The organism is Methanothermobacter sp. (genome assembly GCA_030055615.1).
Classification (GTDB): Archaea; Methanobacteriota; Methanobacteria; order Methanobacteriales; family DSM-23052; genus Methanothermobacter_A.
This window is the reverse complement of the sequence record JASFYN010000002.1, coordinates 219,197-245,144: the sequence shown is the minus strand read 5'-3', so window position 1 is coordinate 245,144 and position 25,948 is coordinate 219,197. Positions and strand designations below refer to the sequence as shown.

Sequence of the window (25,948 nt, the reverse complement as noted above, 5' to 3'; positions counted from 1 at the left end):
AAGATTTCAAAAGGGGTTTAACTATGTTTCAATCCTTGTTTTATTGGATTGGTTATTGCAACTGAAAAATGAGAATGAGAGTAATACTACCAAACTCGTTTCAATCCTTGTTTTATTGGATTGGTTATTGCAACGAAAACGGCTTCTACGAGCCTGTTGAGAAGAATATGTTTCAATCCTTGTTTTATTGGATTGGTTATTGCAACCGATGGTGTGCATGTGCACAGTTTTTTCATAGTTGAGTTTCAATCCTTGTTTTATTGGATTGGTTATTGCAACGAATTCTACGCTGAGATGCTTAGAATCATAGAAGAGTTTCAATCCTTGTTTTATTGGATTGGTTATTGCAACGGTAGAAAAAGAACAAATACAAAAAACATTTGAAATGTTTCAATCCTTGTTTTATTGGATTGGTTATTGCAACGCTCAGACGATACCACAAAAGCCTATGCTACTTAAAGTTTCAATCCTTGTTTTATTGGATTGGTTATTGCAACACAATATGCTGGCGGATCTGAAAAGGCTGAAACCGTTTCAATCCTTGTTTTATTGGATTGGTTATTGCAACGGAAGATTTGTCTACAACATCCAAGAGGTATAATCTCGAGTTTCAATCCTTGTTTTATTGGATTGGTTATTGCAACAAATTCATAGATCATCCTGACGTGATTTGGGTGCAGTTTCAATCCTTGTTTTATTGGATTGGTTATTGCAACTACAAATGAAGAAAAAAGAATCACTCACATTCACAAGGTTTCAATCCTTGTTTTATTGGATTGGTTATTGCAACATATAGAGTGCAACAACAAAAAAATATTTACACCCAGGTTTCAATCCTTGTTTTATTGGATTGGTTATTGCAACAGCTTTTCATATTCGCCATACCTTCTTTTGTTGTTTGTTTCAATCCTTGTTTTATTGGATTGGTTATTGCAACAGCTCTTCCAATCTTGCATTGTCCTTTTCAACTTTCTGTTTCAATCCTTGTTTTATTGGATTGGTTATTGCAACACTGTTCAACTTAGCCACCCAAAACCACCCTAAAAAGTTTCAATCCTTGTTTTATTGGATTGGTTATTGCAACGTTGCTCACCATTGGGGGCTTGTCGTCTCTTAGGAGTTTCAATCCTTGTTTTATTGGATTGGTTATTGCAACGTGAACGCATACTACTACGGCCAAGACTATAAGACAAGTTTCAATCCTTGTTTTATTGGATTGGTTATTGCAACGTACAAGAACCCACACCCCCAAAAAACAACAGTTGGGGTTTCAATCCTTGTTTTATTGGATTGGTTATTGCAACTGTTCCTTCTGCTATGACGCTGGCGGCGTCGGATTGGTTTCAATCCTTGTTTTATTGGATTGGTTATTGCAACATGGGGAAGTGCTTGAGGACTTGTTCAAGCATCCTAAGTTTCAATCCTTGTTTTATTGGATTGGTTATTGCAACAAATCCCCTTTGCCCCTTTTCCATCCGACTTTTATTTGTTTCAATCCTTGTTTTATTGGATTGGTTATTGCAACTCAAAACACCTTTAAACACACTGGTGTTTTTGAAAAGTGTTTCAATCCTTGTTTTATTGGATTGGTTATTGCAACACTATTCTTCGACTTCGACTACAAAACTGAGAAGTTGTTTCAATCCTTGTTTTATTGGATTGGTTATTGCAACGTAAGAGTGGAGAAAAGACTCTTAGAGGAACTCCTGTTTCAATCCTTGTTTTATTGGATTGGTTATTGCAACGAGACAGGTGACAGTGAAAATCGACGAGAAGATGTTTGTTTCAATCCTTGTTTTATTGGATTGGTTATTGCAACTGAAGCTGGATAATTCAGCGTAGAAAGTTACGCTGTTTCAATCCTTGTTTTATTGGATTGGTTATTGCAACGGTACAAGTGACTTGCTTACATTGTCTTTCTCTAGTGTTTCAATCCTTGTTTTATTGGATTGGTTATTGCAACGTATGAGAACGTTCTCATATCCTACTTTGAGATTCTTGGTTTCAATCCTTGTTTTATTGGATTGGTTATTGCAACTGTAAGCCATTGTATGGGCTGTGGTAATTTGAATTGGTTTCAATCCTTGTTTTATTGGATTGGTTATTGCAACTATCCGCACAAGCTTGGGGTCTATAATTGTCGTTTCCGTTTCAATCCTTGTTTTATTGGATTGGTTATTGCAACCCCCGCTTGTTATGTCATTTATTTTTTCTATACCATTATATTATTAGTCTCTTCAGAGGTAGTGGTGTGAAGTTCAAAATTCTGCTCTTCATTTATAAAGATCTTCACACCATTATACACAATACTTTGAAACCTCACAATATTTACATTTCTTTTTATTAACTTTCCGAGGAATCTTTTCACTCTTAAACAACACCTTAATGGCTTTAATATCCTTAATCAAATGTTCTTTATCTTCGTAGCTTATATCTACTATCTTGCTCTTCCTATGACCTGAAAAATATAAGATACCTCTCCGAACTCTATTTTCAAAGTTTTCATCTACTAAAAGTGCATAAGCAACTATCTGTTTTTTTCTACTTCGCGTTAATTCTAAAAAGTCTGTTGTTTTTATCTCTACTGGGATTATTTCATTCTTTAAAAACAATACAACATCAATAACACCATGAAAGTGTAAATGTTGACTTTTGAGATAAACTTTATGCTTCACTTTTTTAACAAGCGATCTTTTCATGCCAAAAATCTTCTTTCTTTGTTTCATACGTTTTATCTCTCTTTCATGCTCTTGTTGGCCAAAGAACATCTTCTTTTTGGTTACAAAAGGAACGCCTAAGACCTTTAAAAAATAAACTTTTCTTGGACAATAATAATACTGGACTATATCTCCTACTGTGATCCAAGGATCACCATCTGAGGAAAAATCCATTGTATTCATCCTTTCCATTTAAAAATTTGGCAATCTGCCTTGATTGTTTTATAATAAGATCACTCCATTTTATTTTAGTATTTTTAACCCTTATATAACTTTCAAATTTTTCAAGGATTTTGGATATCAAGAGTTTCCGTGACTTATCTGATAATCTACAAAAATTTTCTTGCAAGTAAAAATCCTCTTTTTTAACCATTCCTTTGTTTATCAATTTAAAAACAATTTTGTCCACTGTTTGTTGTCTGAATTCCTCCATAAGATCAAGGACTAGACTGGGTCTTCCTGGTCTATCTACATGTAAAAATCCAGCATAGGGGTCTAAACCAGCATAGTAAACGGCTCTCCAAACTTCTCCCATCAAAATCCCGTAACCATAGTTAAGCATCGCATTTACCCCATCCTTAGCTCCTCTTCCACTTCTTCCCGAAAAGCCAAGATTGGGATCTAGGATATCGGTGATGTTGCTCCAATATATTGAGGATGCGTTACCTTCCAAACCCATCAGCTCATTTCTAATAGAATCAATAGGTTTTTCATCAATTTCTTGAATTTTAGATAAAAATTTCGATATCTTTTCTCTCGATTGAAGTAACTTTTCAGCTAGTTTTGGATCATTTTTAGCTCTGCCTTTGGCTAGAGTTCCTAAAATAGCATGTTGGTTTTTTATTTTAGCAAAAACAAATTGTTTTGATAAGTAACCGCTGCGATAATCGTTATATGCTAAATATTGTTGTCTTCTTGTTGATGCTGTTCTTAATTCTGGAAATGAAAGTCTAGAAGAGATCTCACCTTTCCAGTTCAAAACAATTAGATCAACCCCACTCTCCGCCAGCAAATTTAATGCATCGAAACCTATAGCACCTTTACCAGTTATAAGAACCTGATCTAGATCTTCAGCTAAAAAATAGTCAACTATCTTCCCTTTTAATTTAATCACAATCTGGTTTCCTCTTTTACCGATAAATTTACCATATCCATCTACCACTAGCCTCAAATTTGTCACCTGCACTCATGTAAATATATGCAGGAGTCTGGACACTTTTGTGGCATTCCTGGATCCTTTTTTTGAGCAACTATCTCTAATTTCTTGTCTCTTTCTTCCACCCACCAACTCCTTAGATCATCATTTATGAAGAAAATATCTTTTTTTATGTTCAATTTCTCGCCTATAAAGCTTATATAGACGGTACATCCTATATCAACTGGTATTTCGTAAATACTTTCAATGACAAGAGCATAACCAGTTGGATAGAGTTTAAACCATTTTCTTTGTTTTGAAGCCACTTTTATATCAAAAACTATATTGTGAAGGTAGTCATAGCAATCTACACTGAGTATATCAGATAAACCTAAGAAATTCCCATTTAACTTATGTTCAGTTAAAAAAGGTAGAGAAGTGGCTAAAACATCTCTTTTTGAAGCATAAGGTTGTTCAAAAAGTCTATTAAGAAATACTGACTTACAACTATCTTTGGTGTATTCCCATACGATTTTTGTTCTATTTTTAATAATCTTTGAATAACTTTCAGGAACCTGGTCTTTGTAATTCAAATGCCACCATTTATCAAAATCGAGCTTTTTTCTTTCAACAAAATTTTCAAATACATCACAAACTGCTCTGTGTATTACTATTCCTTGCATGACATTAAAATTAATGATACCTTTTTTCCCCAAAACTTCTTCTACAAAGATATCTCGGTTTTTGGGACAATATTTGGAACATGCCAGATACATAGGTATATATACTTCAGAATAGTAAGGATTTAAAGGGGGATTTGACCAGTTCCATCCTCTTAATTCTTCCGAAACTCCAACCTTCCTGGCAAGAATCTGTTTATTTATTAAGAGCTTTTGTTCAATATCAGATAGGAAATACATAATTATCAGAGTATTTTAACCTTTTCTAGGTCTTCTAGCTCCTTGTTTTCCTTTGATATTATTTTTGTTAATTTTTTGCACCGGTTACACATAGGGACCATGTATATGCTGTCTTTTTCGCTGGATATGAACTTTTCAATTTCTTTTGCCATGACGATTCTATCATTGGGATTTATATCTCCTAGAAATCCTGAATATTGAATCCTTTTCAACCCATATTCTTGTAAAAATTTCACTAGTTTGCTTCTATAATTATCCTCAGAAATGTCATAAATTATTAAAGTCAACATTTTCTAACCCCCCTTTTTTACAGTGCCAAAACCTTGACTTACCCCTTTCCCTATCCCAAAGAAATCGGGGATTTTAAAGTTGACTTTAAACTCTCCAATAAAGCCTAAAAAATTCAAACCTTTATATTCGATTTTTTGGGAATCTAAAAGTGAATGGGCATAGAGCTTCCTGTCCACAATTATTCCTAATCCCTTACACATCGATAGAATATTTCCCACCAAAATTCTATTTAAGAATCTTTTCTTATACTTCCAATCATCTAATTTTTGGTAAAACTTATAATTACTTGAATTCAAGGCTATCCATGGGGTTACAAATTTATACTTGGTTTTTTTACCGGGTTTAACATCAAATTCTTGTTCGTAGATCACTTTTTGCCGAACTTTGTAAATTTTTTTCCCTAAAACTAGTTCATTTAGAGTATCTGAGATATTCTTTAGAATCCTTGCGCCCTTTTCAATTCCTAATATAAAAGCTGTACCATTTATTACCTTGTATTGGACTTTTGGGTAAGTGTAAAGGAATTCACCATCTTTGACATGATGATGCAATATTGGATATTCTTCAAATTTTTTACCAATATAACCTCTAAGTTGGCTTGGTTTTTCTTTTATCGGAAAATCTGTTTTTAATATAAGATAAGAAACTTTTAATTTCATTTTTACAACTTGGGAAATTTTGCTTTTTCCATTAGATCATCTATCTCTGGAAAAATAAGCTTTGCATACTCTTCAACTTTCTCATAAAATTTTTTCACTTCTGGAATATCTTCATTAGTTATTGGTTTTAGGCCATGAGCTAAAATAGATTCGTTCCTCCTCTTTAATAACTCTTTAATTTCTTTATCATTTACATACCTTTCACCAAGCTTGTCTTCCAAGTCCTTAAGAAGTTCGTAACTTTTTTGTAAACCAAGCTTTACTTTCCCCTCATCATCTCTTAGCTTATTATATTTATCTTGGATGTGTGAAGGGATTTTTTCTATCTTAACATTAGATGTGTATATTCCAAATTCACTTAATCTACATTGTGCTAACAATTCCATGATCCTGTACAATCTGGCCACTGCATCTTCATATTTTTCTTCTTTAAGTCGTCTTTTTGCATTGTTTAACAAATCTGCAACTAAAAATTTACCTTTATTTTTTAATAATTCCTTTTGATCATCTAAATTCATCGAGCTTGTTAATTTTCCGAGAAATTCTTTATTTTCTGGTGGAACTTTTTTTATATTTTTCAGGAGTTCCCAAGCTTTTATATGATCAAACTTATCCCATAAATCATAACCTTGAATAAATTTTTCGTAATCTACTTCCTCTTTTGGCATTACAATTCGTTTTAGGTAATCTATGGCCTCTCCAAACCTATGATGGTTAAATGCTTCTTTAACTTTGTCGAATAGGTACTTATCATATGCTGCAAACAAATTTTGTTCGCGTGGTGCTTCAGTTCCGGGGATTACAATTCCATTTTCACCTCTTTCACCTGTTACTAGGCTAAGTTTTTTCTGATATAACATGGAACAAATAGCAGCACTTGTGGTCATTGTTTTAGTCCCTGATGTGTAATCAATAATTATCTCAGCATCTTCTTCTTTTTTTATTTCTTTTTCTATTTTTGTATAACATTCATGAAAATCGTCTACATTCTCTATTTTAATAAATTTGTAACTTTTTAGTTTTGCCCCCATTTTTTCATTGTATTGTCTCTTCAAAGATTCTAATGTTTTTTCGCTATCTTTGGATCCGAAGAATACTATCATATCTGGATTGTAATGTTCAATTGAAGTTAAAAGGCCGTGTGCAAGTCCGTTTATCTTTTTGTTGCTTGGTCCTACTCCAGTGCCAACGGTCATAAATAATGTTCTTTTCATTTTGGGATCACCTTCACCCATCCTAGAGGATAAGCTGGGTTTCCATTTTCACATACAATTTTTCGAGTTTTAGGAAATGTTTTCACATAATAAGGTTTGTTTCTCCGCTTACCTAATCTAAATTTTTTTCTTAATCTAAAAAAGAAGTCATTTTCATTTTGCAAGAGTCTTCCGATTGTCATGCTATGCCATCCCACGCCCCAAGCGAAATGGAGTAGGAATTGGTTTTTTTGAATTTTAAGATTTTCATAGAATTTGAGGATAGGGTCTAATCTGCCATCTACATTGTATTCTTCGAAGAACTGTTTCTCATGTTTTATGAGATCTCTGGCAAATTCGTTGCAAATATCTGGTATTTTTACTAAAAGATCTTTTTTATCATCAAAGCCAAGTTCTCTTGCAATTTCATTACTTAAAAGAAACTTGTCGGTCTTGATTTCTAACTCTGTAGATACTCCAGGCTTTAAGGCTTCTATGAATATGCGAAATCCCTTGAATCCATAACCATGACGTCTAGTTGACAATATTCGAACGACTTTAATGCTTAAATCTTCAGTAGACTTTGTTTTTGTATCCGATACTCTTAATGCTTTTAATACGTCTCTGTTTGGACTTTTGCCAAAAACCAATTTTTCTATTTCATCATCGGCATTTTCTCTTCTGATTCTGTGATTATTCAACACTCTTTCAATTTCTCTGGTAAACCTATCCATGTCTTTCTTTAAAACCCACCAAAGAATAGCGGTTCTAATTGCCCCTTTTATTGTAGTCCCAGGAATATAAACCCTATCCATTGTCTTTATAAACTCATAAACCGCAGCACTTGGATGACCAAGTGAATTTTTCAAATCCATTTTAGTGAACTTTGTTATATCCAAACTATACCTTAGATGCTTCATGGCTAATTCCTGATAATCTCCTAAATCTTCTTCCCTAGTTAGATCAATGAAGGTTTCTGGATCAAATTTTTCGTCTCTAAAAAGACTATCCATATCGACTCTATGAAATTTTTTGTTGAGTATATATTCTATGGGGTAAATTTTACTTCCGTTCCCTATATGGACTGGTGATATAGTTTCCAAAAGAAATTTCATTCGATCACCTTAATTGGAAGTGGGAAAGCATAACCATAACGATAAACATCATGAATTTCAAATCCACTTGGATTAACCTTTATCAGGCCACCATATGTTCCTTTGTGTGATTGAAATGTACTTCCCTCTGTAAACATGCGCAAAAATTTTCTTCTCATGTTTCTTTTATCCTGGGAATATATCCATCCACTTCTTCCTACTATTTCATAAAATCCATTTTTTATGTAGGGTATTTCGTCCTTTCTTGGACGATATAATGAAAGAGTTACAAAATTCTCTTGTTCAGGTAAGTCAAAATTAATTTTTTCGAATTTTATCTTGAATAAACCTTTTCCATAGGTTCTATCACCGCCGATGCCTTCATCACCCAGAAGATACAGCGCCGATTTAATCTCTTTCTTAAAATCATTTGTTTTAAAATCTATCAGGAAATATAAACCAGAATCTTTAGAATAAACTGTTTCTCCGAAATGGTATATTTTTGAAGCGTTCGTTTTTCTGTCAATTACTACTCTAGGGACTTCTCTTATCCTCCAAATATTTTTATTAAATGATTCTCTTTCTTCGTCTGTAACAAGGACTCTGTTATCTTGAATTAAATAATCTTCTTTTAAAAATTCTCCAATCTTCGAGCCTTCAATAATATCCCTAAAAATTGTCTCAGAAACAAATTCAAGGTTTTTGAATTTTTTAATGTCTACTGGGAATTTTGAGATATCCAAACTTTTAGGAATTGGGAAAAATAAGACTTTTGAAGCAAAAGGAAATGCTGATGAAATCAGAAATGGAATTTCATGACCTTTAAACAAATCTAATAATTCCTCCAATTCTTCTGAGCCATATAGAAGCCGAAAAGCATTGCAAATAGCACTAAATAATGTGTCTGAATGTATATATTCTGATGTGTATTCTAATACTGATTCCTTTTCACCTAAATGAAAAGGTGCCTTGGGCTTTATTTTACATAAAGTATACTCCATTTTATAACCTATTGAATTTTGGTTTTTATTTTATCAAAATTGTTTATTAAATCAGATGGATTAAAGTAATTCTCATTTATAGCCGCCTTTGTTTTGATGTCAACATTTCCGGTTTCGTAGTCATTTTTTGAATTCCAATAAACTTTCATTTTTTCGAATTTGATCTTTCCATAACCTCTTGAACCTTGGCCGCCAAGATAATCATGTTCTAACAATTTCATGGCCTTAAATACATATTTTAGGTTGTCCTTATCTTCTTCAGTGAAAATATTGTAAATTATTTCAAAATTGAATTTCGCTCCAGCTGGAACTCTCTCTATTTGTCTTGGATTTGCTGCAGATGTTATCCTGTCAATCACATTTTCGAATTTAACTTCGCTGTATGGTAATTCCAATCCCTTTAGTAATTTTGCACTTTCCTTTGTCAATTGGGCATCCCTTACTATAAGCCTTGTAGGCTCGCTAAAATTTTTTTCACCGGGAGTTCCAAAGATTTTACACACTTTACAATTTGAATAATCTTCTTTGTTATCACAAATATGAATTTTTACCCCTCTTCCCACTTTTTGGTTTTGCTTTTTCCCTTCTGCTTTCTCAAGCAATGATCTCATTTTCCCTTTAAGTGAAGAACCTGGAATATATGGCTCATTTGTGACGGCATCCCTTATAATTGGTGTGTCCACTCCACCGATTTCCAATTTTACTTGTGATCCGCCAATATGTAGTCCTGTAATTGCCACGATTCCTCCTCGAATTATCACTTTTCCAAGTAAATTTACATCTTCCAATTTATTCACCACCATGGAATTTATGATATGCTAAAATTGCCTCAAAAAATTTCTTAAAATTTTTAAAATGCCTTTCATTGTCTACTTTTTGTATTGCAGTGTCTAGAACGTCCTGCAAATCTTTGACTTTGGTATCTCGATGACGTCCAGCAGCATATGCTAAATGTGGTCGTAGAAGGTTCAGTTTATCTGAATCAAATCCGTGCATCCTTTGCACTTGTGAAAATATGCCCCGAATTTGGGATGTTGTAAGTCTCTTTGGCTTTCTTCTTTCATCTTTGCTTAAATACTGGCCGAATTTATCTGCACACTCGACCATCTTTTCAGCGTTTCCTTCTAAAATTTCATCTAGGTTGGATTTTACATATTCTACAATTTCGCTACTCATACCCATCTTCCTCTTTTCTTGTTAAAAATTCAACCCATCTTAAAGCGACAGGTGAATGTTCAATTTTTTCACGGAAAACTTTGTGAAAATCTTCCAGATTCTCTCTATTTTCTTTTTTCGCGACTCTTGCAATTACATAGGCTAATAGCCATCTCCATCTTCCATACCTGTCATCATATTTTGCAAGTGTTACGTCTTTATTTTGACGTTGTTTTTCAAACTCTTGATAAACGAAATAAAGTTTCTGTATTAATCCTCGTGATACTCCATTTTCTTTTAGTAGATTATTTAATGCGTCTCTAAGATCAATCACGTCGTCGAAATCTTTCCATTTGATGGCTTTTTCCAAAAATGTAATAGCATCTTTTCCTTTCAGTTTCTTTGAATTCTCTAATGAGTCTCCAGCCATCTGTGCGGCCCTGTATAGTGGATATTTCTTAGTTGGTGCTATAAATATACCACTAGAAAGTGTTATATTTGGATTTTGACAAGTATATTCTCTGAAATCATTATATATATCATTTGAAAGTTCTGGCAGCTTATCCCAAGATCCCACAATAAATAGGTCATCTCCACCAGAATAAATACCATAAACATTATCTTCATACTTTTTACAGATTTCATTAATCCATGCAGCGAAATAAAGAGACAACATTGAACTAAGTGTTGAAATTCTTGATATTGTCGATCCATGCAAACCTTTGGAAAATATTTTCCCTAAATCATCTACATCAGCGCGTAGCACCCCCCATTTCTTAATTCCTATAGAACTATCAGCTAACTCATCAAATTCTTTTAGAGGAGTGTTCATTAAAAATTTAAATCCAAAGGATATTGGAGAATGGGCTTCTTTAACAAATTCACAATAATCTAAAAAATTAGAGTCATTTAATTTGAAAATTGTTATGTGATCTGCTTCAATTTTCTTTATATAATCTTTGACATTTTCCCAAAATTCGTAACGGTACCCAAACTCCGAAATTGCCCAATTCCAAGTTCCTTTTTCCAATATTCTTGTTTCTTTGTCATTTCTTATTTGGATGATGTAATTTGCCTTTGCGATTTGTTTTGCAAGTTCTTCGAAACTCTTACAAAGGGGACATTTTTTGATGTCTTCTTCCTCAATCAGGCCATGTTCACTTTCCCTTTCGCAAACATCACAAATTTCTTTACCTTCACCAGTCGGTCCAAAAATACGTTCATAGGCAACATCCAACACTTCAGAGAATTTATGCTTCTTCTTTTCTGCTATTTTTTTCCCTATTTCACCCCATCTTTTTCCAAATACTCCGGGTTTAAAATCATCCTCGGTAAGTTGGATCCAATCCATAACTAAATATAAATCTCCATTATGAATTTCTAATAATTTTTTTGTGATTTCCATTCGAATTTTTTCCAACTCTTTAGTGATATTTCCTGGCGCGAGAATGTAAAAATGTCCACCACCACAAAATAGGAGATTTGTAATTGGTAATCCTAGTTCATCTAGAATGAATTTTGCGATAGTTTCGCTTAGCAATTCCAAATAGAAGGATTTACCTCTAAGACTTTTAGCAGCACCTTTTGAAGTGATTGAATAAATAAATTTCTGAACTCCAGAGACGTCACCGCCAATTAATACAAATTCTTTCTTTCCATTATTTTTATACAGGCAGGTTACTATAGCGCAAGTTGTTTTAAGGTGATCGAATAGAGAAACGTCAGGTACATACTTCCTGATACTTGGAGTTGCAGATGGAATGGACCATGTATACTTCTTTAGGAGATAATAAAGGGTAATCACGTCAATTTTTGTTAATCTTTTAAGTTCTTTTTCAAATGATCTCCAAAGTTTCCTGTAGAAATAAACCCCAATTTCTACATTTAAATTAGGAAAAATCGTTTTTTTATCTAAAATTAATTTTTTAAGCGGATAATATTCTTCTCGGGGTGTTTGATCTGATTTTATACCGGAAATTTCAGAAAAAATCGAAACTAATGGCACATTTGATCTGTGTCTTGTTGATTCATCTTCCCTCTCTTCTCTTTCTGCGGATGAAAGCCCATCTGCAACTTTAATCATTCTTTGCTCTTTTGTTTCGGGGTTGTGATGATATAGAACCATTTCCTCGATTACATAAGGATCTTCAAATAAATGATGAAATTTTCTAATAAAATTTGCACTCCACTTTGGGTGGGCATACTCTACTTTTGAAATTTCTTGAAATTCAAGGTCTAATTCACTTCTTTTCTGTGTTCTCTCCCAGAATTTTCCAATATCATGTAATAAAGCTGCGATCTGTAATTTTTCCAAAATCATTTTATCACAAAGATTTCTGATATATTCTCCCATCTAAATGTAACAAAATTAAACAAGGGCTTAACATCCATAAGGCTTAACAAGATGATTGCAATCAAACTTCCGTGTAGGGATCCTAAAAATATGGAAAATATCATTGAAAAGCTTAAAATTGTGTAATAAAAATAAGTAAAATATGAAAATGTACCAGGAGATAACTCACATCTTAAACAAAGTGGAAAATAACAATTTTCAATTTTAAATATCTTCTCTGGGGCTATAGGGAAAATAATATTTTTTATTTGCAATTTTATCCCTAAATTTTAATTATGTATATTTTTTCTGTTGATTTTTATTTTTTATTTTTTTACTATTTGAATCAAGTCAAAAAATTTAAATAAAAAAGCTTTGTAAAAATTACGTTTTTATGTGGATAAGTGTTTTACATACAATATATATTGTAACGAGCATTCTTCAGTTGATTTCTTTATTTATTTGCCTGCTACCTTATAGTTTTTATAATTGAATACTCTCTTCAATAGATATAATTGTTCCAAAAAGAGTTCTGAAGTTGTATAGTGGTTTGCTAGATAACTCTAGCATTGCAAATCAACATTTACCCTCCTTCATGCTTGGTATCATATTTGTAGCCTCTAGTTTTTTTGTATGATTCATTGTATTTCCCATCAGCCGATTTTAAGTTTCAAAACATTAATGACCTTAGCATAATATCCTACAAGGACTTGGCCATTTTCATTTTTAATTAGCTTTTTTCGGCTGAAAATCCCAACACTCTCTTTTAAAGGCCTTAAATAAATCTTCTTTCATGGCATAACTTCTAGCCGGTATAATAGAAATTCTTTTGATGATGTAGTGTACTTACTTATTAGTATCTTTGTAGGCTGTTTTCCAGGGTTTCGGCGATAGCGTTCCATTCGTTCAAAATTTTGTGAGGGTTTTTAAATAATGCACACTCGTATGATAGAATATTTTTGAGGATTAATATGTATTAAAATTTTCACTTATTTTATGAGAAATTTCGCCTCTCCCAAAATAAAATTTAATATGAGCTTTAAATCAGATATTAAGCATGTAATTTTTATTAATATTATAATGGCTTATTTATGAGTGGGGCTTGTATGAGAGAGGGTGCCCATAAAAGAATCGCAGCCTTTATAGGGCGTATATGTGGTCTCGATATCGAAGAGATGAAAAAGGGTAGTGTATATCCTGATAAGGTGGCCACAAGTTTTCAGCGCAATCTTAATCCTTATAGAATAGATTTAGGTTATCCTCATCATAAAAATACTGCAGAAAGGATAAGAACTTTAATATTTCAGTTAAGGAAGGATAGGCTGAGAGGAGAAATCTCTCCTTTTTATTTTGGTGTTTTAACCCATTTTATAGCAGATAAATGGTGTTATTCTTCTGACAGAGGAAATCTTCATGAAGAATTTGAAAGGCGATTAGAAAATGTTAAAATTGACCCTGGATGGGTCCATGTAGACATAATGGACGCCAGCATACTTGATACCATACCATACAATTACCCATTCCAAGTTCCTGGAGGGGAACTTTTGGAATCAGAGGCGATGATGGGAGCTTTCCAAGAATCTCTTATCACGGTAAAATCAATAATAGACGATGTTTACCCACCCAAAGAATATTGGAATTATTATATCGAATCAAAAAAATCCATTAAGGACAACAGTACATTATATTGGCTTTTAACATGCCTACATCCTCTTTTTCTATTAACAGCCTTTCTACAAATGGACATTTTCGCTGAAAGCGATACTATCAAAAGGTATGCTAAAATAAAAGAAAGAAGCTTCATTACAAATTTTTTACTAGGCATCTTTGGGTGCATTATCGCTCTAGGCTCCCCAATCTTCTGGCTTTGCATACTACCAATAATAGGATACTTCATGGCACAAAACTTCAAAATCAACAGAAAAGTACTAAAAAACATTGACTGGTACATTTGGGATCAACAAAAAATTCCAAGCCACAACACACAAGATTCTACAATTTTACATGAAAAATCAAAAATTTGTCCAAATTGCGGAGCTGAAAACCTAGAAACGGCAAATTTCTGTATAAAATGCGGTCAAGGCATGAATATTGAAGCAGAAGAACTTGAAAAACCAGAGTCAGCTGAAGAATGGTATGAAAAGGGTGAAGATTTAATAGAAAAGTTGGAATTTCAAAAAGCTCTTGCATGTTTCGATAAAGTCCTTGAAATAGATTCTGGACTTGCCCCAGCATGGCTCGGGAAGGGAACATCCCTTACAGGTCTTGGAAAATTCAAAGAAGCCATCAAATGCTGCGATAAAGCAATATATCTAGATCCAGAGAATGCCGAAGCATGGTTAGCCAAAGGAAACATACTCCATTCCATTGGAAAAAATGAAGAAGCTCTTAAATGTATCAACAAAGCCCTAAAAATTAACCCAGATAATGGCGAAATATGGGCCAGCAAAGGGATGATACTTGCACTTAACGAAGAATTCAAAGAGGCCATGGAATGTATTAATAAAGCCATGGAATTAGATCCAAAAAATAGTAGTATATGGTTATCTAAGGCAACTTTTTATCACAAACTTGGAGACTACCAAGAAGCTATTAAATGCTGTGAAATAACCATAGAATTATCAGATCAGGATGAAGCGGTAGCCTCTGCATTGTATTACAAAGGGGTTGTATTGGCAGACATCGAAGCATTTGAAGAAGCTATCAAGTGCTTCGAAAAAGTTTTGGAAATCATACCTACAGATCCATTTGCCCAGGAGGGCCTGAAAATATTAAATGAGATTAAAAAATCCAAAATGGGCTAAAATTTCAATATTCCAAAAATGGGGGTTAAAATTAAATATTTTTTGAATCAAAAAGTTATTCACCTAAAATTGGGTGGGTTGGTGGTAATTTGGAGAAAAGTTTATATCCTTTGGTTGAGGAGTTTTTGATTGAATCTAAGGCTTGTTTTCCAGAATATGTTGGAAATGAACTTTCAACTGAAAATTTTAGGGTAGATGTTTTCGGTGTTTCTAAAAAAGGGGGGGATGAGAAGATCGTTTATTTTCTTGAGGGTAAAAGGAAACTTGAAAGTAGAAGACATTTCAGTAAAGTAGTCGGTGAAACTATTCCACTCTTAGATTTTGCTGATTATGTCTACATATTCGGAAAAGTTGGAAATAAGAATTTGAGCAAATATTATATCGAATTTTGCAAGTCTCTAGGGATAGGAATACTCACCATAAAAGGGGGTGTAAAAGAAATTCTAAGCCCTAAAAGAAACAAAATAGAAAATCTTATAAAGAAAGAGATGCTCTTTAGAATATTCCTAAAAGATGTTAAAAAGCCTATATCAGATCTAATTTTCCAATCCTGCTATGAATACATAAAATCATCCAAAAGAGATTGTGTAAGATTTATAGATGCATATGAAAGCTTATTTTCAAACAAAGAATATAAGAAAGTCTTAAATAGGATTTTAAAGAAGCGTAAACTTAGCGAAATGGGCATGAGGAGAGAATTTCAAAGACAATACAGACACTCGGAACTTGTTAAAATCCAAAGAAGGGATAACATCTATGAAGACATTATCTGCATAACTAAAAAAGGAATGGAAAAAGGAAAAGAGCCTATTCTATTGGATTAAATCTTTCGGATGTTTAGAAATTTAGGGTTTCCTTGCAGAATAGGTAGGTTTTTTCAACATCCTTGAGACGATGAACCTCAGGTAAAATATGAAATAATCTATTTTGTTTAAGGTTAGTTGAAATGAACTTCCAAGGAATTTTGTCATCTATTGAAGGCGTTCCATGCCTTGTATGTATATGAAGTCCAAATAGTGAATCTTGCGGGATCTTCTCAAATTCAGATATAAAATTATCCCGGGTTACAGTGTATAATTGCTGTATATCTAGGATTATTCCAACATTCCCTGTTAATTTAGGATACCTATTTTTGAAAAGCATCCAAAAATCGTTTATATCCTCCCCATCCTGGATATACTGCCTTGTCCTGTTCTCAATGAAAATTAGGACTTTTTCATCGTATCTGTTCTTGTATGCATCATATAATCTTTTAATGGCCTTTGAGAAAACTTTTATATTGTTTCTTTGTGATTTACCTGGATGTATTTCGATGGCATAGGGTTTCACTTCAAGAAAATCAACAATACTAAAAACATGCTTAAGAAACTTTTCCATCCAATTATTGTCATACCATTCTAATTGCGGCGTTAAGCAACCATCCAAGCCACATCTGCGAACAACAGGCTCAGTATGCAAAATATATTTAACATCCTCTGGGCCATCGTAGGAATATAATTTTTTCACAGATTTTTGATCTAGCATGGATCCTACTTTTTTGCCGGTTTTTCTCTCTTCGGTTTTATTTTTCACAAAATCAGCAGGGACTTCAACAACTTGGAAATCTTGAGTATTATATTTCCTATTTATTTCTTTTAGTTTTCTTTTTCTTTGTTTTAAACCGCCACGTTGTCTAAATGATGCTATATTAGGATAAGTGAAGATCACATTCCCCCAATTTAATCCCCCTATCCAAGCCAATAAAAGCTTTTTTTGGGATTTTATTCGTTTAATCCGTGTTCTTTTATTTTTGTGATGACTTTATCTAGTGTTTGATAGAATTTGTCTATTTGATCTTTTTCTATGTTTTTTATGGTCCATTTTAATCCGGCGCCTGTTGATTCAAAGATACTGCTAAGTTCCCTTTTGTATATATTGACTATGGAGTCGCCGTTTTTGACCTTTTTTTATTATGGGGTTGATGGCTATACTGACACTTTGTCCATATGTACTCAGTGGGGACCACCCATAGAGTACATTTACACGTTCACCATTAAGTTCCACGTTCAATGAAAATCCTTTTGTACCCCAGTGGATTGGAAGATCATTTTCCCAGGAAAATTCGAACAAAGATGTGAAAAACTCTTTACCTTCCTGGTCTAGGGAATTTAAAAATGTTTCACGTGTAAATTTTTTAATTTTGGGCCTCTGTGTGGGTCTAATAGATTTTTCCCATTTGTCTGGTCTTGCTAAAACTACAAATTCCAGGGCTGGGGTGCTGTCTCCTATTTTGATTATACGGGGTTTAATACAGAAAAATGCGAAATTTTCATTTGAAATCTCATTTAAGGAATTTATTGCGGTTATATGTTCGTCCTTGAAATCTTCTGCTATCCATACAACAACATCTGCTTTTACACCAGCCATGTATGTTATGAGTTGTCCTAGATGGGTGTGATCGGTAGTTCCAAACTGATTTTCAATTGCAATTTTCCTTTCAGTTCTAGGTTCTATTGCTAGGATATCTAATTTATAAGTTCCTATTGGAACTTCAGTTTCTGCATCTGTGAGTTCTATGCCAATCGCGTCTCCTAAGAGCTCAATATTTTCTTGTAACCAGGGTGTGAAATCTTCATCTTCTCTTGGAAAAAACTTTCTCAGAGGTATTTCGCTTATTGGCGAAAATATTTTTTTATTTACCATTTCATCCACCATTTTATCAATTCACAATCACTTTATAAAAAAATAAAATGTTGTTCAAATTTTAAATTTTATTTATAAAATAATTAATTATATATCGTAGTAAGGTGATTTTTGTGGAGAATAATTATTCTCAACTTACTGTATTATCAGATAAAAATGAAATAAAAGAAGCCCAGGAAAAGTTATTCGATATTTTGACAAGTAGAGCAGATAAGATTGTTCATGGGAGGGTCGGGTTTCCCGGTGGAAGTGTTGCAGGAAAAATTTATTGGATTTCTGATCTTCATTTTTGGTACTTTAATGAGTATGTGGATAAAAGCAAATCATGGTATGATCCGCGCCTAGGGAAAAGTCGGTACTGGAATGCATTTGGGGTAAATGAACCAAGAGAAGATGAAAGTAGTGATATTCTATGTGAAATAAATTCACCACCCAAGGGTATAAATCGCAGGGTTGGAGGCGCATTTGCAAAGGATCCAATGGGAAAATACTACCTGATACATAGGGGTAAGCTTGGTGGATACGGTGGATACAGGAAGAAAGACTTCATAGAAAACTATAGAGGGGAATGGACCACTGTTATTGATGGTGACAGAAAAACAGATGTAGTGGTTATCGGCCCCCTAGATGACACATTACCTGAAAAAATAAAAGACTTCTTATATGAGATCAAACGAATAAGAAGCAGCAAACCTGTTTTAAGGGTGATAGCAAGTAAAGAAGAAATAAAAAGAGCCCAGGAAAAACTATTTAAAATTTTAAAGAATAGGGCCACCGAGATCGTTGATCCATCTTCGATAAATTTCACATGGCCAGAGGCCAAGGAGGCATATTGGATTTCAGACCTTGGGATGTGGTACATTAATAGGCTCAGGGAGGGTCATCATAAAAACGACTTTGGAACCAATGAGCCAGGCACTTTTGGAAAACCGGTTATCTGCGAGATAAATATACCTCTTAAGGGTATAGATCGTAGGGTTGGAGGCGCATTTGCAAAGGATTCCAATGGAAATTATTATCTTGTACATCGTGGAAACATTCGTGGATTAAGATTAACTAGAGAGGTGTATAAGGGGGAATGGATCACAGTTATGGATGGTGATCGTGAGAGCGAAGTTATATTTATAGGACGGCTTGATGACTCACTCCCAGAGAAAATAAGAGATTTTGTATATGAAACTCAGAAAATAAAAACTTCAAGGTATTATGGTTCTTTTTATGAATTTGTTGAACTTGGGGGTTTTTATTTCGATTCTGAGGTTGTTGAGAATTTTCTTCTCTCTTTGAAGGTTAAGCCCTTTGTTATTTTGACTGGTAATAGTGGGACTGGTAAGACCAAACTTGCCCAGTTGTATGGTGAATACATATCCGACAAAGATAAAAGGTATCTTATGGTTTCTGTGGGTGCTAATTGGACCGAGAAACGGCATATATTCGGTTACTTGAATATAATGACTGGGGAGTATCAGAGCACCCCTGCACTTGATTTTATAATGAAAGCAGCAGAAGATCCTGACAATCCTTATCTTTTGATCTTGGATGAGATGAACCTGTCACATGTGGAACGCTATTTCTCTGATTTCCTATCAGCTATCGAAAGCGGCGAACCCATACCACTACATGATGATCTAGACTGCAACTTTCCAAGAAAAATAAAGATACCCAGGAATCTTATTGTTGTCGGCACAGTAAATGTTGATGAAACAACCTACATGTTCTCGCCCAAGGTCCTTGACCGTGCAAACACCATAGAATTCAACACAATAAATCCACAAAACTACCTCAAAAACCAACCAAGACAAAAACCCAAGGGCGACCTGGAATTTCTCGAAGATCCACTAAACCATAAAACCGAACTAAATAAAATAAAAGATGAACTCGCCCCAATCATGGACCAGCTTATAAGTGAACTTGAATTTTTCTATGAAGAGCTTAAAGATCCAGGTTTCGATTTTGGATTCCGCGTAGTCAACGAAATACTATCATTCATGCACGCGGCATGGATCTATGAAGGAAAACCACAAGAATGGGATAACTGGAAACGCTACTTCGACGCCCAGATCAAACAGAAAATCTTACCAAAAATACATGGCCCAGAAAGACTACTAAGAGACACCCTACAAAAACTCAAAGAACACTGCACTGGGAAATTCCCAGAATCTGAGAAAAAATTAGAAGAAATGGAACAAACCTTAAAAGTCCAACGCTACGTATCATTCATAAAATAATTTCAGAGAGGGATCATATCTTGGATCAGGAGCTCAGGATAAACTTTCATGCAGGAACCTTAAGGATAAAGGCGGGTCCGACAAGTCATGAATCGAAAAGAACGGTCAATGTGAATGGTTACAGGGTTGAATTGATAAATGTGCCAGAGGTTGAAAAACCAGGCCTTGAACCCATTGAATATTGTCCTTATTTTGAAAACCTTAACGAGATCATGCTACTAGAAAATACAAGATACCATATACTATTTGATGGTGAAGAAAATGCCGAACTTTTCCCATTCATTGGAGGCTCCTCATTTGAAAGATTAAATTTTGACCTTAAAGAAAACATAGTTGTGGGGTTCTTAGATTTTGGAAGCTATGCAGGCAAAACATTCCTCGATATAAAAACAAAGCACGGAAGAGAATCTATACCTATTGAAGTAAGATCAAAAAAGATCAATTATTATGAAGATTATCCTAGAATGTTAGCTGATTTATCAGAAGAGATATCATCGATCATACTTAAATCGGATTCACCCATCTTCCAAAAATTCCTAGTTGATGAATCCAAAGCAAAAACATTCTATGAAGATTTCATCATCCTAGAGTATCTATTTAGACCGGAAAATCTCCCATCAGCCGTGGAGTATATAAATAGGAATTTTTATACGAGACTTAAACGTGAAGTTGAAATTGTGCCTGTGGCGCTGGCATCAAACATAGATATTGGAGAACTTCCCAGTGTCATATCAGAACCCGCAAATATCAATGCTGATGGTAGTATCAAAAATTTACCCCGGGTTTATTTAGAGGAGTCTCCTGACACTCCAGAGAACCGATTCTACAAATACTTCCTCGAATCATTACATCACTTGATCTTAAGATTATTGGAAGATGCGCCAAAAGGTTACATAAAAGATTCATTGAGGAGTTTTCTGGATGAAGTGAGTTATCAGTTTTCACATGATTGGCTCGAGGATGTGGGCACACTAGAACATCTTCCACTGAATTCCCAGGTGCTACAGAAGCGTGAAGGCTACCGAGACATCCTAAAATACTTCTTTATCTTAGATCTTTCATTACGTTTCACATGGAAAGAACTTGAGGAAAGTTTTAGGGGATTTGAGAAGAGGCTCAGCCAACTCTACGAATACTGGTGCTACTTCAAACTCATAAAAATATTAGAGGATATCACAGGAGAAAAAGTAAATCCACTCGACATATTCAAAATAGACAAATGGAAAGTCAAAATCAGATGGGGTGACGAATCAGTGCTCAAATTCACCTTAAACACATCAAATGATCCAATTAACATCAGTTTATCATATAATAGGAAATTTGCAGAAGATACAAGTTGTCGATCATACTCTCTACCATTCAAACCAGATTATTCCATTTTAGTTGACATAGACGATTGCACCTACTTCATACACTTCGATGCGAAGTACCGGTCAAAGATAACATCAAGTGATCCTCAAATGGAAAAAAGAGATCGAGAAGAAGAACTCCAAAGAAAATACCGAGCTGGTGACATTTATAAAATGCACACATACAAGGACGCCATACTACACAGCATAGGCGCCTACATACTATACCCCAGCGACGAGGAAGTAATCTTCCCAGAATACACGGATAAGATACCCTCTGTTGGAGCATTTCCACTAAACCCAGGCAAAAGTGAAGATGAAGAAAAACTCAAAAAATTCATCAAAGCCATTATAATGAAAATACAAAGATTAAACCAAGATTAAATTTATACTTTTTGAATTTTTCTTTTTATTGTATCCATGTTTAGTAACCCCCTCCTTTGGAATTCCCATGTTCCCATAGGACAAATCAGCTTAGTCATACACTTTACCTTATTATCGTGGATCTTTAAGTGCCACACACTCTAAGGTAGACTTTGTATGAATTCATTGGAAACATTGCAAAGAAGACAAAAAAGCCACAAAATTATCTTGTGTGCGTTCTTGAGGACTGTGAATTCGCATAGTTTTAAATTCTTTAGTGGACTTCGATGTATTTAGCATCTATTCTAGGTAATGTTATCTGCCATCCAGCTATAGATTCATAAGTGTAACTTCCATAAACTTCCCCGTAGACAGTTATTATGCTGTCTTCAACGGCTGATGTTGTTCCATTGTAAACTACATAAATTGTGTCTCCAAAAACATCGTTGACATCCATTCTAATTTCTGTTGTTCCATCGGTTTCCATTATTTGAACTACTCTAACTGAATATACAATTCTCTGTCCGGCATATTTGTCTGGATTTTTGTTAAGCTCATCAAAGCTTATTGATTTACAAGAAGCTTTATACTCACTTTCAGATTCTATCCGAGTTATAGTAAGAATCTTGGAATTTGGTTCCTTACCAGTCACCTTTGCCTCTACTGTTATAATATTTTCTCCCATTTTGACTGGCACATTTTGTAAAAAAGTGCCATCTGATTTGACTGTTACCTTTTTTCCGTTTATTGTTACCGTTGCATTTGGTTCTGTGTGGCCCTTTACTGTTATGTTTTCAACTCTCTCTACTGTTGCACCATCTTCTGGAGAAGTCACGGTTAATTCTGTTGCAGGTAGTTCAGGTGTGAGTATTCCAATTATTCTAACAATTAGGAATACTCCAATACAACAGACGGCAATTCCAGTTAAAGTTTTGGTAATTGTATCTTTCTTATTCCACCATTCCTGGAATTCCCCTATCAGACTTTTAGAGCTTTTGAATTCTCTGTTTTTGCAATGGATTCTTTAATCAATTTAAACCACAATTTCGCAAAAAGTAACGGATTCTGGGTTTATGAATCCACAATTGGGGCAGATTTTCTCGACCATAAAAAATGCCCTCCTAACTGCTATTTAATTAGACATGTCGATCTTATGTAAATTAGAAGTTCATCATAATTTTCAATAAAAGCCTAGCAATATCTATTTTATTTCATCATTGGGAATATTCTTATGATAGGTGTTTCACAGATATAGTGGAATGTATGCATGTCTACATATTTTACTCCCTCGGCGGGTCAATTAATATAGCCATTCCATCTGGGGATACACCCCCATATACCATGTAGTAGTATTCTACATCTGGGACATGACCTATTTTCTGAGTTCCATTACTTGTTTGATAATAATATTCACCGCCAAGATCATGATCATCGATGATAATAATCTCATATGGGGCTGGATTAGGGGAATCACTAAGGAAAGCATCATAGCCAAGTTTTTTACTTGCCTTAACAAGATCTGCAGGGGTATAACCTTCATATTTCACCCCTAAAATCTCTACAATTTGCGGTTCAGTGACGTTACCACCTCTGGCAGCCATTGCAGTGGCAAGACAAGCCGGTCCACGGGTATAATCAGTTGTTTGATAATGTATCACATATCCATCGACAATATCTGTCTTTACATGTGGGTGTTGTGGAAACTTTATCAAGCCAATAGCTGCTAAATTCACAAATCCTATAAAGAGCGCCAAAGCCAAAAAGAAATATGTGATCCACATTTCGACTTTTGACAAAGTATCCACCCCCTTCTATTTGATATATTATTTTATTGCATGATATAAAGCTTAAATTTCGTTCAAATAATGAACATCCAAGAACCATCAGAAAGAAGAATGTATGGCTTCAAAACCCTTGATATTTGTCAATTTTTGCATTTCAGGATAAATTGTCCTCTGTAGGTAAAAAACAAGACTTACAAGGAATTTTGAATTGATGCTTCATAAGAAATGGTTTCTTGTAAGCGGTGTTATGACTATCTTGATGAGTTCTTTTTTTCAACAGTTTTATTGATCTTTAGGTTGGTATCCCTATTTTTGGTGAACTATTTTAGTGTAAGAAGTTTATGATAGATTTTCCCAGCAAGACTATTAAGGCTGCTTGAGCACAACCACCTAGGAAACCGGTTATGAATCTTGAGAAGTTGTTACTTTCCCTAATTTCTAGAAGTTGGATAGTTGAATCAAAGGCAATGGGGATCATTAACAAAGTTATCAATAAGATAGAAGGTCTGATTATCTCGAAATGAAAGATTGGTAGGGTAAAGTAGCCAATTAGACCACCTGTACATCGCGCGCAAAGTGGAAACTTTCGACCCTTGTAGTGAAAAGACCTTTCTGGCAAGCAATGACAAAGAACAAATTTAATTTCTTTTTTTCTAGCTCTTTCTGAAATTCTTTTTAAGCGCATTATGACACCTTAAACTCTAAACAATTTAATATCCATATCCCGAAGATCCTATTAGGAGTAGAATTATATAGATAATCAAACCTATCACAAATACTATCACCGTGATAATACATGCTTGTTCCGCTTTTTTAGGCTTTTTATCATGCCATATAAGCCAAGCGATTAAACCAGCTATCGGTGAAAATAGGCAAATTAAGATGGCTTCAACAAGATCTAGTCCTTCTTCGCTTTCCACTTCTCGTTTTACAACCCCTTGAGTAGGTTTTTGCATTTCAACTGCCAATTTATTGGCACATTCTTGACAGTAGTTTTTACCTGCCAACGAAATTCTACATTCTTCGCAAAGAGCTTTCCCGCAATCGACACAAACTGCTATTGCATCTTTTTCAGAATGTTTATTGCATTTCATTTAAATGTCCCCACTCAACTCGATATCTACAATTTTTTCAAGTATATTAATAATATTTTTCTATAATGATATGTTCAACATTTTGTGCAATGGCTTCACCTAAACTTATTAAATTATGTATGAATGTTAAATTGGAGAGGTTATCTGATTTTTCTAAGAAGACCTATTTTCAGGGCAGATTATAATAAGAGACGCTTTAAAAAAGGATTGATCAAATAATAGAAAAAGAACATGTTTTTGCATGTTTAATTGATAAGAATTTCAATATATTATTAACAATCAAAATTCAAGGAAGAAAATAAAATCAGATTATTTAGCTTTTCATGTCCATGCCCTTTAAGTTAATTTGAACCTTTAGGACATACTTCCATGTTATAAACCAAAATTTGGGGTCTGCAATCATGCGTGATAATTTATAAATCGAAGTTGACCATTATACCTATGCTTTTTACAAATTAAAAAAGAATTTACAATTTGATGAAAAATTTTATACTTTAAAAGTTACATTATAAATTACATTATTGAAAGGGGATGCATTCTATGGATAATGAGCTTGTAGAATCCGGCAGAAAGGAGATATATTGCATAGAATGTGGTGAAAAGGTACCTGATGGTCTTAGATTCTGTGTAAATTGTGGAACTCCAGTTAATCGGAATGCTCTGGCATCTTCAGATAAAAACTTAATACTTTGCCCGGCATGTAATTTAGAGCTACCCATTGGAATGCGTTTTTGCACAAACTGCGGAACTAAGATTGGTATTGTAGCTGGAGAATTATTTGATGAGTGCCCTAACTGCGGTGCAGTGGCTAAAAAGGGTCATAGATTCTGCACTGAATGCGGTGAATCATTCGACAAAATAACAAGCACACATATAAGCAGTGCCCTCAACATGGCAAGAAGTAAAAGAAAGAATCAAAGAAAAACGGAAGAAGATAGGGAAATCATAAATGAAGATTTAAGCAGAAGAATGCAGGAAGTTGAGTCCAAATTTTTAGACGTTGTTGATGAAATCATTGGTTCTGCGAGCAGTATCTTTAAAACGAAATCTGGGAGGAACAGGCGCTTAAATAGAAAAAAATGATCACAGTTATATTTTATGATAATTGCAGATGATAATATAAATTTAAAACTTGGTAGTCATTCAA

The 25,948-nt window shown here is 34.1% G+C and carries 22 protein-coding genes and 1 CRISPR repeat array (1 of these 23 only partly in view); of the genes, 5 read left to right on the top strand and 17 right to left on the bottom strand.

Annotated features, from left to right (window positions below):
• Nucleotides 1-2,185: a CRISPR direct-repeat array (repeat unit 37 nt; unit sequence GTTTCAATCCTTGTTTTATTGGATTGGTTATTGCAAC); it reaches 197 nt to the left of the window's first position.
• A gap of 112 nt (nucleotides 2,186-2,297) precedes the next feature.
• Genes cas4 through cas10 form a run of 11 tightly spaced genes read right to left on the bottom strand, consistent with a single transcriptional unit; the run spans nucleotide 2,298 to nucleotide 12,518 of the window.
• Nucleotides 2,298-2,891, bottom strand: coding sequence for a CRISPR-associated protein Cas4 (gene cas4 / locus QFX38_04480; protein ID MDI9624121.1), 594 nt, complete (start codon nucleotides 2,889-2,891; stop codon nucleotides 2,298-2,300).
• Nucleotides 2,869-3,879, bottom strand: a complete 1,011-nt coding sequence (gene cas1 / locus QFX38_04475; protein MDI9624120.1) for a CRISPR-associated endonuclease Cas1 — start codon at nucleotides 3,877-3,879, stop codon at nucleotides 2,869-2,871. Before cas1 ends, cas4 begins: the two co-directional genes overlap by 23 nt.
• 14 nt (nucleotides 3,880-3,893) lie before the next feature.
• Nucleotides 3,894-4,772, bottom strand: coding sequence for a type I-A CRISPR-associated protein Cas4/Csa1 (gene cas4a / locus QFX38_04470; protein ID MDI9624119.1), 879 nt, complete (start codon nucleotides 4,770-4,772; stop codon nucleotides 3,894-3,896).
• Nucleotides 4,773-4,777: 5 nt separating this feature from the next.
• Complete coding sequence (cas2, locus tag QFX38_04465) at nucleotides 4,778-5,062, bottom strand: CRISPR-associated endonuclease Cas2 (GenBank protein ID MDI9624118.1); 285 nt, start codon at nucleotides 5,060-5,062, stop codon at nucleotides 4,778-4,780.
• A 3-nt stretch (nucleotides 5,063-5,065) separates the two neighbouring features.
• Complete coding sequence (locus QFX38_04460; protein ID MDI9624117.1) at nucleotides 5,066-5,722, bottom strand: CRISPR-associated endonuclease Cas6; 657 nt, start codon at nucleotides 5,720-5,722, stop codon at nucleotides 5,066-5,068.
• Nucleotides 5,723-5,724: 2 nt separating this feature from the next.
• Nucleotides 5,725-6,936, bottom strand: a complete 1,212-nt coding sequence (locus QFX38_04455; GenBank protein MDI9624116.1) for a TIGR02710 family CRISPR-associated CARF protein — start codon at nucleotides 6,934-6,936, stop codon at nucleotides 5,725-5,727.
• Nucleotides 6,933-8,030 (bottom strand): type III-A CRISPR-associated RAMP protein Csm5, encoded by a 1,098-nt coding sequence (gene csm5, locus QFX38_04450; GenBank protein ID MDI9624115.1) that lies wholly within the window; start codon nucleotides 8,028-8,030, stop codon nucleotides 6,933-6,935. Before csm5 ends, QFX38_04455 begins: the two co-directional genes overlap by 4 nt.
• Nucleotides 8,027-9,010, bottom strand: coding sequence for a type III-A CRISPR-associated RAMP protein Csm4 (gene csm4 / locus QFX38_04445; GenBank protein MDI9624114.1), 984 nt, complete (start codon nucleotides 9,008-9,010; stop codon nucleotides 8,027-8,029). Before csm4 ends, csm5 begins: the two co-directional genes overlap by 4 nt.
• An 8-nt stretch (nucleotides 9,011-9,018) precedes the next feature.
• Nucleotides 9,019-9,798 carry a type III-A CRISPR-associated RAMP protein Csm3 gene (gene csm3 / locus QFX38_04440; GenBank protein MDI9624113.1) on the bottom strand — a complete coding sequence of 260 codons (780 nt, stop codon included), beginning with the start codon at nucleotides 9,796-9,798 and terminating at the stop codon, nucleotides 9,019-9,021.
• Nucleotide 9,799: 1 nt separating this feature from the next.
• Nucleotides 9,800-10,186 carry a type III-A CRISPR-associated protein Csm2 gene (csm2, locus tag QFX38_04435; protein ID MDI9624112.1) on the bottom strand — a complete coding sequence of 129 codons (387 nt, stop codon included), beginning with the start codon at nucleotides 10,184-10,186 and terminating at the stop codon, nucleotides 9,800-9,802.
• On the bottom strand, nucleotides 10,179-12,518 hold the full coding sequence (gene cas10 / locus QFX38_04430; protein ID MDI9624111.1) for a type III-A CRISPR-associated protein Cas10/Csm1: 2,340 nt from the start codon (nucleotides 12,516-12,518) through the stop codon (nucleotides 10,179-10,181). Before cas10 ends, csm2 begins: the two co-directional genes overlap by 8 nt.
• 1,085 nt (nucleotides 12,519-13,603) lie before the next feature.
• On the opposite strand from cas10, the gene QFX38_04425 reads away from it, so the two are divergent.
• Nucleotides 13,604-15,301, top strand: coding sequence for a tetratricopeptide repeat protein (locus QFX38_04425; protein ID MDI9624110.1), 1,698 nt, complete (start codon nucleotides 13,604-13,606; stop codon nucleotides 15,299-15,301).
• Nucleotides 15,302-15,426: 125 nt separating this feature from the next.
• Complete coding sequence (locus QFX38_04420) at nucleotides 15,427-16,125, top strand: hypothetical protein (protein MDI9624109.1); 699 nt, start codon at nucleotides 15,427-15,429, stop codon at nucleotides 16,123-16,125.
• A gap of 13 nt (nucleotides 16,126-16,138) precedes the next feature.
• Here the strand turns inward: QFX38_04420 and QFX38_04415 are convergent, their stop codons facing one another.
• Together QFX38_04415 and QFX38_04410 are read right to left on the bottom strand one after the other, a co-directional pair.
• On the bottom strand, nucleotides 16,139-17,041 hold the full coding sequence (locus tag QFX38_04415; protein ID MDI9624108.1) for a hypothetical protein: 903 nt from the start codon (nucleotides 17,039-17,041) through the stop codon (nucleotides 16,139-16,141).
• Between the two features lie 153 nt (nucleotides 17,042-17,194).
• Complete coding sequence (locus tag QFX38_04410) at nucleotides 17,195-17,983, bottom strand: hypothetical protein (protein ID MDI9624107.1); 789 nt, start codon at nucleotides 17,981-17,983, stop codon at nucleotides 17,195-17,197.
• 113 nt (nucleotides 17,984-18,096) lie between these two features.
• Here QFX38_04410 and QFX38_04405 point away from each other — a divergent pair, with 113 nt between their 5' ends.
• Complete coding sequence (locus QFX38_04405) at nucleotides 18,097-20,211, top strand: AAA family ATPase (protein ID MDI9624106.1); 2,115 nt, start codon at nucleotides 18,097-18,099, stop codon at nucleotides 20,209-20,211.
• A gap of 20 nt (nucleotides 20,212-20,231) precedes the next feature.
• Nucleotides 20,232-21,944 carry a DUF2357 domain-containing protein gene (locus QFX38_04400; GenBank protein ID MDI9624105.1) on the top strand — a complete coding sequence of 571 codons (1,713 nt, stop codon included), beginning with the start codon at nucleotides 20,232-20,234 and terminating at the stop codon, nucleotides 21,942-21,944.
• 253 nt (nucleotides 21,945-22,197) lie between these two features.
• On the opposite strand, the gene QFX38_04395 is transcribed toward QFX38_04400, so the two are convergent.
• From QFX38_04395 to QFX38_04380, 4 genes are all read right to left on the bottom strand, one after another.
• On the bottom strand, nucleotides 22,198-22,758 hold the full coding sequence (locus QFX38_04395) for a hypothetical protein (GenBank protein MDI9624104.1): 561 nt from the start codon (nucleotides 22,756-22,758) through the stop codon (nucleotides 22,198-22,200).
• A gap of 445 nt (nucleotides 22,759-23,203) precedes the next feature.
• The gene (locus QFX38_04390; GenBank protein MDI9624103.1) at nucleotides 23,204-23,719 is read right to left on the bottom strand and encodes a cysteine peptidase family C39 domain-containing protein; all 516 of its coding nucleotides are present in this window, start codon (nucleotides 23,717-23,719) and stop codon (nucleotides 23,204-23,206) included.
• A gap of 313 nt (nucleotides 23,720-24,032) precedes the next feature.
• On the bottom strand, nucleotides 24,033-24,392 hold the full coding sequence (locus QFX38_04385; GenBank protein MDI9624102.1) for a DUF2085 domain-containing protein: 360 nt from the start codon (nucleotides 24,390-24,392) through the stop codon (nucleotides 24,033-24,035).
• 25 nt (nucleotides 24,393-24,417) lie between these two features.
• Nucleotides 24,418-24,801: a B-box zinc finger protein gene (locus QFX38_04380; protein MDI9624101.1), complete on the bottom strand. Its 384-nt coding sequence runs from the start codon at nucleotides 24,799-24,801 to the stop codon at nucleotides 24,418-24,420.
• Nucleotides 24,802-25,341: 540 nt separating this feature from the next.
• Between QFX38_04380 and QFX38_04375 the strand changes: the two genes are divergently transcribed.
• Nucleotides 25,342-25,884 carry a zinc ribbon domain-containing protein gene (locus QFX38_04375; GenBank protein MDI9624100.1) on the top strand — a complete coding sequence of 181 codons (543 nt, stop codon included), beginning with the start codon at nucleotides 25,342-25,344 and terminating at the stop codon, nucleotides 25,882-25,884.
• The last annotated feature ends 64 nt before the right edge of the window (nucleotides 25,885-25,948 follow it).

Excerpts from the sequence above, each read along its gene's own strand:
- QFX38_04425 (MDI9624110.1), top strand. The coding sequence starts at position 13,604 with ATGAGAGAGGGTGCCCATAAAAGAATCGCAGCCTTTATAGGGCGTATA.
- cas2 (MDI9624118.1), bottom strand. The coding sequence starts at position 5,062 with ATGTTGACTTTAATAATTTATGACATTTCTGAGGATAATTATAGAAGC.
- csm4 (MDI9624114.1), bottom strand. The coding sequence starts at position 9,010 with ATGGAGTATACTTTATGTAAAATAAAGCCCAAGGCACCTTTTCATTTA.
- cas4a (MDI9624119.1), bottom strand. The coding sequence starts at position 4,772 with ATGTATTTCCTATCTGATATTGAACAAAAGCTCTTAATAAATAAACAG.
- cas10 (MDI9624111.1), bottom strand. The coding sequence starts at position 12,518 with ATGGGAGAATATATCAGAAATCTTTGTGATAAAATGATTTTGGAAAAA.
- cas4 (MDI9624121.1), bottom strand. The coding sequence starts at position 2,891 with ATGGATTTTTCCTCAGATGGTGATCCTTGGATCACAGTAGGAGATATA.
- QFX38_04380 (MDI9624101.1), bottom strand. The coding sequence starts at position 24,801 with ATGAAATGCAATAAACATTCTGAAAAAGATGCAATAGCAGTTTGTGTC.
- QFX38_04375 (MDI9624100.1), top strand. The coding sequence starts at position 25,342 with ATGGATAATGAGCTTGTAGAATCCGGCAGAAAGGAGATATATTGCATA.
- QFX38_04410 (MDI9624107.1), bottom strand. The coding sequence starts at position 17,983 with ATGGTAAATAAAAAAATATTTTCGCCAATAAGCGAAATACCTCTGAGA.
- csm2 (MDI9624112.1), bottom strand. The coding sequence starts at position 10,186 with ATGAGTAGCGAAATTGTAGAATATGTAAAATCCAACCTAGATGAAATT.
- csm5 (MDI9624115.1), bottom strand. The coding sequence starts at position 8,030 with ATGAAATTTCTTTTGGAAACTATATCACCAGTCCATATAGGGAACGGA.
- QFX38_04385 (MDI9624102.1), bottom strand. The coding sequence starts at position 24,392 with ATGCGCTTAAAAAGAATTTCAGAAAGAGCTAGAAAAAAAGAAATTAAA.
- QFX38_04455 (MDI9624116.1), bottom strand. The coding sequence starts at position 6,936 with ATGAAAAGAACATTATTTATGACCGTTGGCACTGGAGTAGGACCAAGC.
- QFX38_04460 (MDI9624117.1), bottom strand. The coding sequence starts at position 5,722 with ATGAAATTAAAAGTTTCTTATCTTATATTAAAAACAGATTTTCCGATA.